Source organism: Pseudozobellia thermophila (assembly GCF_900141855.1).
GTDB lineage: Bacteria > Bacteroidota > Bacteroidia > Flavobacteriales > Flavobacteriaceae > Pseudozobellia > Pseudozobellia thermophila.
This window is the reverse complement of record NZ_FQYU01000007.1, coordinates 46,594-57,674: the sequence shown is the minus strand read 5'-3', so window position 1 is coordinate 57,674 and position 11,081 is coordinate 46,594. Positions and strand designations below refer to the sequence as shown.

Genomic DNA, 11,081 nt, shown 5'->3' with positions numbered 1-11,081 from the left:
TTGAGATGGCAAATATAGTCAAAAAAAGAAGGAAGCCGGCAATATTCATCAATGACATATAGGCTTAAGGCCGTCTCGATCCTACCCTTTTAAAAGGGCTAGCAAAAAAAGAAATAGTCGGTCATGGGTTGCTGTCCCATTTGGGCGAAATAAGCCCTTATCATCGCTTGGGCCTCTTCGTTGGCTACCGTAATTATGCTTTGGGCTTGGGGCAGCTCCTTTAATTTGGAGTAGTGGTACATGTGCTTACCGTAAATCTCCTTTCCTATTTTATTGGGGTTGTCGCATAACCAATGGAATTCGACCTTCTTTTTGATCAGCCCCTTGGCGATCTCTTTTCCCTTGCTGCCCGCTCCCCACAAGGTCAATGTGCGTTTGGGGTCACGGTCTAGCCTTAGAAAATAGTGGAGCTTGATATCGAGAAAATAATTTTGTGCATAGTGCTCACTGGTGCGTGACGTCCGGGTATCGTAATCGCGCCATAGGTGCAATACTTGGTCGCAGGGGATGCATCGGAGTCCCTTTTCATAAAAACGGAAGGTGAGGTCGTAATCTTCGGGATATCGGTCGGGGTCGAAGGCCCCGCAGGCATCGAGGTCGTTGCGGTAGACCATCCAACAAGGGGAGGGGATAACGCATTCCTTATAGATTTCACCGTAGTTGCTTCCCCTTTCGGTAAGTTGGTTGAGCCATTGTTCGTAGCGTTCGTAACCGTTGCTGATTCCCCTGTCCGAAAAGTAGCGGACCTGGCCTATGGCCACGTGCCCCGGTCCCCGTGCCTGAAGGGAGTAGGCCATTACCTGTAATTTGTCCTTCACCATAACATCATCGGAATCCATTCGGGTGATCAAGGTTCCCCTACTGGCGTCATAGGCCGTTCGGAGCGCCTCGATAATGCCATGGCCCTTATTGGGGTATAGTTTGATGCGCGGATCCGATTGGGAAAAACGCCTTACAATTTCCACACTGTTGTCGTTGGAGTGGTCGTCTACGGCCAATACTTCCCAATGGGGGTAACCTTGTTCGATGATCGACACGAGGCATTCTTCCAAAAAATCCTGGGTATTCTTAAACGGTACTAAAATACTGATCAACACGGTTGCGCTTTGTTCCAATGGCTTATGGGGTTTTGATTTTCCCAAAATAGGAAAATTAAAACGGATCGCCAATGGAAAAGAATATACCCTGGTTTTTCCGGATCTCGACACGATGGCCTCGGTTTTTTCCTACCCCGGCCATATGGCTGTTTTTTTTGGGGTCCCGTGCATCTTGACCGGACTATGGTACCCCATGTCGATGAAGCGGGTACCACGGAATCGCTTAGTGGGGCCAAACCGCTGATAAGGGGCAAAATCACCGTCGTTCTGCGCGGTTTATACGCCCTGTGACCGGCCCATTTTCTTTGTAGGATTTGGATTTCGAAAAACATGCACTTAAACGATCAAAGCCTACCGTATATAGCGATTGCTGAGGAGGGGATAGGATTCACCGTTCCTTTGCATCGGAAAACAATTACAAACTGGTATTTAAAAAAGCTATGGTACGTTACACAACTTTAATCTTGCTTGCGATTACGATCTTAATGACCTCATGTTCTTCATCAACGACCGAAGAAAATGAATTGTACGAAGCCGTTGCCGCCACGGCACAAGATGTAACCGTTTCCTCCTTGGAACAAGAGGTTATGGATGCCGTCAACGAATACAGGGTTTCGATCGGACTGGGTACCCTTGAGTTCAGTTCCATTGCATACAGTTACGCCATAGCCCATAACGAATATATGATATCGGAAGGAATGATCAGCCACGACAATTTTGAACTTAGGGCTTCCAAGCTTTCCCTCGATGCCGGTGCCGACTTTGTATCGGAAAACCTGGGAATGGAATTTACCAATGCCAAAGCCATAGTGGAGGCTTGGAAAAACAGTCCCACACATAAAAAGGTAATGGAAGGTGACTTTGACTATACTGCCGTAAGTGTGGCCCCCGATCAAGATGGAACCTTATACTTTACCCAACTGTTCTACAAGTAAGAAATTAAGTAGTCGAAGTTGTTTTCAAACCCCCGGCCGGGAATCCTGGTACGGGGGTGTTTTTTGTCCACTTCCCAAATGTGTATGTTATAGGGGTTATTTTAAGTAAGTTCTTACAACACATTTAAGTAAAATCAAATTTAAAATAGAACAAAAAGGTAAGTTTTTACTTAAGATTGGAGCTTTATCTTTAGGTTTTAGAAAGATATATGATCGATGAAATGCAATTATTTGATGTCTTATATCGAAAATAATACCGTTTATCGAAGAAATCGGTTTTTTACGGATAAGATATAATCCAAACCATACTAATAGAAGCAATTATGGGTTATAGTAGTACTAAACCTACAAAATAACCAAATATGTTTCGGAAAATTACTACCCGTGGCTATTTTTTATTGCTGATTTTTCTTACTTCATCTGTGCTGTACGTCCAAGGGCAGACCTATGCGACTACAGTCTCCAGCCAAAATGAGGTGGATCTTTCAGCCAATGCCATCGATGGGGATTTAAATACCCATGCCACGATCAGGGCGAACTCAGGCCTGGTTGCCGGTCTTGGTTCCTATTCAGGGAATTTGGACCTGGCCTATCCGTCCGATTTACCATCGAATACAACTTCCTATGTAAGATTGGAGACCCAAGATGATATTCTTTCGAGTTTGCTGGGCGGAAGTTTGGGGGGGCTACTTTCGGATGTCGTAGGAGTCCTACTTATAGGCAACCAAGAGTTCTCGGTTTCGGCAAGCTATGATAACGTTGTAGTGGTCGAGTCGTCTTCCAGTAGTGTGGATGCATTTTCGACCGATGAGGCCCGTGTGGTCATCGATGCCAATGGTGATTTTTACGTTGCCATGACCCCGACCAGTGTTTACAACACCATAGGTATAAGCAACCGAACCGGTTCCTTGATCGGACTGAATCAGACCAAGAACCTCGAAGTTGCCGCAGTTTACTACGGAGATGCCGAGGAACCCTGTGGCTCGCCCAGTTATACTTCCTTCGATGGACATGGTATTAGTTTAGACCTTTTGGGGCTTGGAGGGGCAGGGGTTACCGATCCCGAATCGGCCATAGACGGGGATTCGGGCACCTATTCCAAATTGGGCCTAGGTATTTTGAACGTTGCCGCCGATATCGAACAGACCTTTTATTTTAACGAAGTACAGGATGCGACGAACACCTTCTATATCCAATTGTCGGTGGATCCATCCTTGGTCAGTTTGGGGGTTTTAAACGCCCTTACGGTTACCGGACAAAACGGTTCGAACGCCCCGGTGTTCTCGAGTGACCTGTCGAGTCTGATAAGTCTCGATTTACTTGGCCTTTTGCAGAACGGAGACACCGCGACCATAGGATTCCAATCCCCTGAGCCCATCAACCGGTTGACCCTTACCTTGTCTTCCCTATTGGGCGTTGACATTGAACAACACTTGAACATTTATGAGGTTTTTGCGGGCCCTGAAGCACCGACCCTGAACATTGATGCCGAAGGTGCCTATATATGCGAGGGGTCGACGATCGACTTGACGGCCAGCGTAGCCAACGGGAGCGGGGTCGAATTGCGTTGGTACGATGCCGCCGATGGAGGCAATCTATTGGCAACGACAAGTTCGGGCGGTACGTTTACGACTCCTGTACTTACCGAAGACACCACATATTATGTAGCCTCGGGCAGGATTGGCTGTGCCCAGGAATCCCCTAGAACCGAGGCCCTTATCCATGTCGAGGATATCCCGACGGCAGCGGATATTACGATTACCGGCAATGAGGGCTCGATCTGCTCGTCGAACGATGTCGTTCTGGTTCCCAATAGTAGCATCGACGGCGACTTCTCGTGGTACTTCGATGCCAACATGGTTTCGGAAATAACCGATGGTACCGTTTCGGGCGGGGCTAGCTATCAGATCGACGGGAACGATAGACTGATCATTTCAGGTTTGACCGAGGCTGGCGGACCTTATACGTATTACACCGCGCTGACCACAAGTCGTGCAGCTTGTCAAAATGCCCCTGGGGACTTGCAATCGGTTACTGTTGACGTAGTGGATTATGATAAAAACGTAACCATTACTTCGGTCGTTACCAAGACGCTTGATGACCTTATATCCATTTTCGACGGAAACAATACCACTACCGTGAGCGGCACCGTTTCAGGTGATGTAAACACTGGTGAAATCGTTTCGTTGTTAATCAATGGGCAGCAGTTCGATGGCGTTGTACAGGCCGACTCCTCTTTTGAGATAAGTGTCGATGCCCTTGACCTGGTTTCCGATGCCGATGGCATTATCGAGACCATTATCGACAACGGTATATGTTTGGGCAACGACGAAATCCTTATCGAATTACCCGACCTGTCCCTCGACAACCTCTTACAGGTTTTTTGCAGGACCGAATTGGCAACGGTGGCCGATATTGAATTGGGCGACGACGATTTGGTATTGTTCGATAGCCTCGATGCCCTTGTGCAGGTCGATGCCGATACCCCTTTGGCCGATGGCGATGTTTATTTTGCAGGTATCTTGGGCATTCCGGCCTCGGTATTGGCCAGGGTTGCGGTAACCGTTCAAATCAACGATGTGCCCGAGCCTACTACGACCTCCGAACTTCAGGAGTTTTGCGACAGCCTAAGTCCGACAGTTGCCGACATCCAAGTAAACGAGGCCAACGTCGTGTTTTATGACAGTGCGGCCGGAGGAAGCATGATCGATCCCTCAACGCCTTTGGCCGATGGTGGAAGATACTATGTGGCAGCCGTCGAAAACGGTTGTGAGAGCAGTTCCCGACTTCGAATAATGGTAAGCCTTACCGAAGATGATTTTGAAGCCATTACCTTGGATGGCGAGTCGGAAGATGCCTGCCTCAACACAGCCTATACCTACGTTACCCAGAGCGGAAAAAACAATTATGGCTGGGAAGTAACAGGAGGTACGATAACGGATGGTGGTACGGCCACCGACGATTTTGTAACGGTAGAATGGACCGAGGAACAAGACAACAGCCTTACCGTCTCGTATGAGGACGCATCGGGATGTAACCCCAATAAATCGATGGTACTCGATGTAAACGTGACCTCTTGCGGAATGGTCTTGGGCGAGGAGTTTTGTCTAAAGGTCTATAATGAATTTTCGCCCAATAACGACGGATTCAACGAAGTATTCAAGGTGCAGTGTATCGAAGATTACTCCAATACCCTGGAAATCTATAACCGTAACGGTAACCTGGTGTACAAGACGGCGGATTATCGAAATACGTGGACGGGAATTGCCAACGTCAACGGAGTTTTGAGCAGTGGGGACCACCTGCCCTCAGGCACCTATTACTACGTGATCAACATTCCGGAACTGGAAAGAAATCTAGTGGGATGGTTACAGTTGGCCCGTTAAGGGACGAATCCGAAATGCTTTTACCCAATCTATACACTACCATTAACACATACCTAACATGAAAACCAATTCGATTACCATAACCACACTTTTTCTTTGTGTTTTTCTGATGGCCGTAAATACCATGAGCGCCCAGCAGCCGGCACAATATACACAGTACATGTACAACACCATGGTACTGAATCCGGGCTATTCTTCGGAGAATAGTATTATTGATGCCACTTTGCTCCATCGCTCGCAATGGGTGGGGATCGAAGGGGCCCCCGAAACCCAGTCGCTCTCCGTTCAGGGCAAGTTCAGCGAAAGGGTAAGGCTCGGCCTTACCTTTGTAAACGACAATATCGGTGCCGCCAACGACATCGATATCAACGGAAATTTTGCCTATCAGATTCCCGTGGGGTATAAGACCAAGCTGTCGTTGGGACTGAACGCCGGGGTCGATATCCTCAAGGTAGATTGGTCGAAGGGTACCTACGAAGATGGCCTGGATCCGATTTTTGCGGACAACATCAATACCTTGAGACCGGTATTCGGGGCAGGGGCCTATTACTTTAGCGATAAATGGTACGTAGGAATTTCGACCCATAACTTCCTTAATTCACAAATCTATAGCGATAACGATGAGGTGGTTACCGACGTTAAAAGTCAATATTATGTCATGGCCGGCTATGTCTTCGACCTTACCGATAACCTAAAGTTCAAACCGACCTTGTTGACAAAGCATGTGGCAGGTGCCCCGATTACCGTCGATGTATCCGGAAACTTTATGATCAACGAGATCTTGACCTTGGGCTTGGCCTACCGATACGACGACGCCATCAGCGCCATGGCGGGGATCCATATCGCCAAAAGTTTCTTTTTGGGCTATGCCTACGATTATTCGACGACGGGGTTGAAAAGCTACAACGATGGCTCACACGAAATCATTCTCAAATACAGCCTGTTTGACGGTGCAAAGCGTGCATTATCCCCAAGATTCTTCTAAAACCGAACTCCATGAAAAAAATTATACTTTATATCGTTATGGGCTCATGCCTAATGGCCAATTCCCAAAACAAGGAAGAAAGGGCCGATCAGTTCTTTACCGACTTTAAGTTCGACAAGGCCATAGCCCTGTACGAAGACCTGGCACAGGAGAAACGAAGGCCCTCGCTCAATACCATTCAAAAACTGGCCGATAGCTACTTCAATATCAATAGATACCAAGAGGCCGCCAAATGGTACGAAAAGCTGTATGCCATAGAGGGCAAGGAAGTAGGGGAGGGCAATATGATCAAATTGGTACAAAGCCTGAAGGCGGGTATGAAAACCAAAAGGGCCGATGAGCTTTTGAGGGAGTTTTATACCGACCAGGATCGGCTCGATATGATTTTGGCCCAAAAGAAATACTTGGACAGCCTATTGGGACAAAACGAAAGGTTTGCCATACAAAACCTACCCTTTAACAGCAAGAAGTCCGATTTCGGACCCATGTTGTTCAACGGCGGATTGATCTTCGCATCGGCCAGGGATACGATCAAATCGGGCGGAGAGCTTTATCCTTGGAACAAACAGCCTTATTTGGACCTGTATATTACAAAGCCCGACGACCGGGATTACGTGCCCGAGAAGTATTTGACCAATCTAGAATCATCCTACCACGATGCAACCCTGACCTTTTCATGGGACGGGGAGACCGTTTACTTTACCAGAAACTTCCTAAAAAGAAAAAATAAGCTAAGTGCCAATGAAGAGGGCCTTTCGAACATGCAGATATTGCGGGGGCGGATATGGCAGAACCAATTGGTAGACGTTACCTCCTTGAGCTTTAATAGCAAGGACTATTCCTGCGGCCACCCCATGCTAAGTCCGGACGGAAGATATCTCTATTTTACCTCGAACATGCCCGGGGGCTACGGGGAGTCCGATATTTATGTGGTTGAACTGAACAATGAGGGCGACGTGCTTTCAGATCCAATGAATCTGGGGCCTAGCATCAATACCAGGGGTAGGGAAATGTTTCCCTTCGTCATGGACAATACCCTGTATTTTTCCTCCGATGGCCACTACGGTCTCGGTGGCCTTGATATCTTCGGGTCCGTTATATACTCCAAAACAAAATACTCGATGCCCATGAACATGGGTACCCCCATCAATAGCAATATGGACGATTTCTCGCTCATACGTGGAGAGAAGAAGGGAAGCGGTTATTTTGCCTCGAATCGTTCCGGTGGGGTGGGCGACGACGATATCTATAGCTTTGACAAGGTCAAGCCCGTGGACTGTTTGGAGTATGCCGGATATGTACTCGATAAAAAAACCGGGGAACCCATTGCCGAGGCCAATGTAGAGTTAAAAAACACCACCGATGAGTTGTTGACCATCTACAGGACCGACGAAAAAGGCTATTATCACCTGATCCTACCCTGTAACAAGACCAATGTGATCGCATTTTCGAAGGCCGGGTATTCGAAGGAAACGGTAACCGTTGAAACCGGGGTAAACCCCGAAGCCCCTTCCCTTAACAATACGGTATACCTTACCGAATTTGCCAGTATCGTTGAAAAGGACGGCGATGTGGAAAAGATCAAGGTAGATCCCATCTACTTCGACTACGATAAGTGGGATATTACGGCCCGCGCCGAAATCGAGTTGGAAAAGGTGCTCTTTGCCATGCAAAATTTCCCCGATATCGTAATAAAGATCGAGTCGCATACCGATTCGCGAGGGAGTGACGATTACAACCTGGTGCTCTCCGACAAAAGGGCAAAAGCCACGCAGAAATACCTTATTTCCAAGGGCATCGGCACCGATAGGATCGAAAGCGCCTTTGGTTACGGGGAGTATCGTTTAAAGAACGAATGTTCCAACGGGGTGGCCTGTAGTGATCAAAAACACCTCGAAAACCGTCGTTCGGACTTTATTATCATCTCAAAGAATAGTATAAACCCCAATACGAAGTAACCGTTTTGGGCAAAAGAGGCTAATTTTCGGTTAGTACATTAGATCTGTGGAAGGAAAGGGCACCCGGTTTGGGGCCCTTTCTTTATTTTTATCTCGACGATTGACCACTTGAATTAAAATTTCCAAAAAATAAAATATGTAAATCTTTTGGGTAAAAAAAAAGCTTTCTATATTTGCACCCGCTTAGGAGGAATGGCAGAGTGGTCGAATGCGGCAGTCTTGAAAACTGTTGAGGGTCACACCTCCGGGGGTTCGAATCCCTCTTCCTCCGCTTAATAACGTGAAAAGCCCCTATTTTAGGGGCTTTTGTTTTTTGGTTGACAGGTTAGGGGAGGATTCCATTTGAAAGGACTGCCGATTTACTGGCACTGTATGAAAGGTACTTCTTCCGATCAATCTGGGGAATAACCGATAAATATGGGCTATCGAGTACCCGCCTTTACTTTACATCGGACGCCCTTGTGTCGTGAATCCCTGGTGTATACCCCAAAGTCCGGAACTACTATATTCTGGGGATGCTGTTAGGTCTTTTCCAAATATGGGTTTGAATGAAACCCTAAAAAAGGGGAAGGCCTGCCTACTTGGTTTAGGGCAAGTGTCGTGCCGAGGTTTTTGAGGGAATGACTTCCCTCGTTCAATTGATCCCTTCGGCATATGACATGGGGCTTTTTGCCCTATGGCCGGGTCCGCCCATGCTTAGTTCGGGAATGATCATCAAGGGTACTTCGGTTTCGAAGGTTTTCTTCTTTACGACAGGGTCTTCGGTAACCTGGTCCAAATAGCTGTACCTGTAATTGAGCATGGCCAATAAGTGGATGTTCAGCTCTTCGTTGAAGACCTGTAGGGTTTTTGATACCGAATCCAATTCTGAGACCGTATGCACATAGTGTTCCACCGGCCCCAAATATTTGCGCAACATGCCCAGGTTGAACTGTTGCACATCGGTCAAAGGGGCAATGCCCTGCTGAATGTGAACGATACGGATGGTCGCGTCGAAGGTCTTCGCCATCTCGATCAAGGGGGCCAGTTCCGAATCGGTATAGAACCTATAAAAATCGGTAGAGAAGGTAATTTCGTCGGGCCGGGCAAATTCGAAGGGTTTCGGAATGGCCAAAATAGGGCAGCTTTTAATCGATTTCAATAGTCTGACCGTATTGTGGCCCATATATACCTCGGGTTGGTCCGAGGCCCCTTTTGTTCCCATTACGATATAATCGATGCCTTCTTGCTCAACAAATTGCTTGACTTCATCGTTCAGCATGGCGAACGACGAGTAGGTCTCGAAATAATGATTGTCGTTGGATGTGTAGTTTCTTATGCGATGCATGAGTTTTCCCAACCCTTCTTCCGATTGCTCCTTGGATCCCGCGGCAATGGGCCTACCATTTTTGGGGTGTGCAATAAACCGGTTACTGACAAGGGCGGGGGTATAGGTGTTGAGTAGGTGAAACACGCATTCATCCTCCTTGAAAAGCTCTAGCGCATAACGCGTCGCGTTCCACGCGTTTTCCGAAAAATCGGTAGGTATCAATATTTGCCTCATATAAACTAGCTCGGTTCCAAAGTATAAAATTAGGTCTTATGCCTACCTGAATCTATGACATATATCAGGTTTTGGCATGCGATTTGAACAAGGTCTAATCGGTTATTTTTTAATGATTTAATTCTTAAAAACATTAGATTATGAAGAATAAACCTGTCAAAGTTTCACTTATCGGAAAGGGAGACGACAATGTCTACAAAATCAAATTCCCTAACCTTCGCATTCCTGTCAACGTTAACGAAGAGCTGTATAACAAAATGTTGCACAGTCCCCAGTACGAGTTTATAAACCAGAAAATGGAGGACGGTGTAAATAATTATGCCTAAAGACTTAGGATTTGCCCGGTGACCGGCCTAGGGGCGGCACCGGGCAACTTTATCAAAAGCCTTGGACAAGCTCGACCAATCCTTTCTCATCCGATATCTTGATTTTCTTCCCAGAGGTAGACAAATATCCCTTTTTCTTGAATTCCGAAATGATCCGTATACAAGACTCCGTGGCCGTACCGACCACATTGGCGATATCTTCCCTCGACAGGGTCAAGAGTAAATAGCCCTCGTGGTCTTCGCCAAAATTGTTCCTCAAGTAGAGAAAGGCCTCGGCAACCCTCTGTTTTACCGTCTTTTGGCTCATATTGACAATGACATCGTCGGCTTCCTTAAGGTCGTGGGCCATATGCCTTAGGACTTCAACGGCAAAATCGGGATTCTTTTGTAGTGCGTCGAGAATGTTTTCCTTGGGCACAAAGCAAACCTCCATATCGTTTACGGCAATGGCACTCAAATTGGTATGTTCGCCGGCAATGACGGATCGTTGTCCCATGACCGCCCCCTTGGTGGCCAATTTGACGACTTGGTCCTTGCCGTTGGTACTTAGTTTTGAAAGTTTGGAAACCCCTTCACGGACGCAATAGACGCCATCGAGTTTTTGGCCTTCTTCGAAGAGCGCCTCCCCTTTTTTGACTTTTTTGTAGATTTTTGCATCCGAAACCTTTTTCAATTCGTCTTTCGTCATTGCGCGTAGCGAATTGAATTGGCGAACGATGCAATGTTCACATCTGCTTTCCATATTTTAATTTTACCTGACGGCACAAAAATAGTCGGGAGGGCCAAGGTAAAAACTGATAATTATCATATTCTTAAAATTTAGTTCGTCAGACCTTTGGAGCGGTATAAGC

The 11,081-nt window shown here is 46.9% G+C and carries 8 protein-coding genes and 1 tRNA gene; 6 read left to right on the top strand and 3 right to left on the bottom strand.

Annotated elements, in window-relative coordinates; genetic code table 11:
• Positions 1–98 precede the first annotated feature (98 nt).
• Entirely contained in the window at positions 99–1,115 is a 1,017-nt protein-coding gene (locus BUB37_RS15890; RefSeq protein ID WP_072994927.1) for a glycosyltransferase, read from the bottom strand.
• Positions 1,116–1,537: 422 nt separating this feature from the next.
• On the opposite strand from BUB37_RS15890, the gene BUB37_RS15885 reads away from it, so the two are divergent.
• The 5 genes from BUB37_RS15885 to BUB37_RS15865 all read left to right on the top strand — a co-directional run bounded on the left by BUB37_RS15885 (position 1,538) and on the right by BUB37_RS15865 (position 8,632).
• Positions 1,538–2,032: a CAP domain-containing protein gene (locus BUB37_RS15885; protein ID WP_072994817.1), complete on the top strand. Its 495-nt coding sequence runs from the start codon at positions 1,538–1,540 to the stop codon at positions 2,030–2,032.
• Between the two features lie 362 nt (positions 2,033–2,394).
• Positions 2,395–5,418 carry a T9SS type B sorting domain-containing protein gene (locus BUB37_RS15880; protein WP_072994816.1) on the top strand — a complete coding sequence of 1,008 codons (3,024 nt, stop codon included), beginning with the start codon at positions 2,395–2,397 and terminating at the stop codon, positions 5,416–5,418.
• 58 nt (positions 5,419–5,476) lie between these two features.
• Positions 5,477–6,403, top strand: coding sequence for a PorP/SprF family type IX secretion system membrane protein (locus tag BUB37_RS15875; protein WP_072994815.1), 927 nt, complete (start codon positions 5,477–5,479; stop codon positions 6,401–6,403).
• Positions 6,404–6,414: 11 nt separating this feature from the next.
• Positions 6,415–8,361, top strand: coding sequence for an OmpA family protein (locus BUB37_RS21980; protein ID WP_072994814.1), 1,947 nt, complete (start codon positions 6,415–6,417; stop codon positions 8,359–8,361).
• 186 nt (positions 8,362–8,547) lie between these two features.
• Positions 8,548–8,632: transfer RNA gene (locus tag BUB37_RS15865), tRNA-Ser, on the top strand.
• Positions 8,633–8,995: 363 nt separating this feature from the next.
• On the opposite strand, the gene BUB37_RS15860 is transcribed toward BUB37_RS15865, so the two are convergent.
• Positions 8,996–9,904 carry a universal stress protein gene (locus tag BUB37_RS15860; protein ID WP_072994813.1) on the bottom strand — a complete coding sequence of 303 codons (909 nt, stop codon included), beginning with the start codon at positions 9,902–9,904 and terminating at the stop codon, positions 8,996–8,998.
• 140 nt (positions 9,905–10,044) lie between these two features.
• Here BUB37_RS15860 and BUB37_RS15855 point away from each other — a divergent pair, with 140 nt between their 5' ends.
• Positions 10,045–10,230 carry a hypothetical protein gene (locus BUB37_RS15855; protein ID WP_072994812.1) on the top strand — a complete coding sequence of 62 codons (186 nt, stop codon included), beginning with the start codon at positions 10,045–10,047 and terminating at the stop codon, positions 10,228–10,230.
• A 52-nt stretch (positions 10,231–10,282) separates the two neighbouring features.
• Here the strand turns inward: BUB37_RS15855 and BUB37_RS15850 are convergent, their stop codons facing one another.
• On the bottom strand, positions 10,283–10,972 hold the full coding sequence (locus BUB37_RS15850; RefSeq protein ID WP_072994811.1) for a Crp/Fnr family transcriptional regulator: 690 nt from the start codon (positions 10,970–10,972) through the stop codon (positions 10,283–10,285).
• Positions 10,973–11,081: the final 109 nt, after the last annotated feature.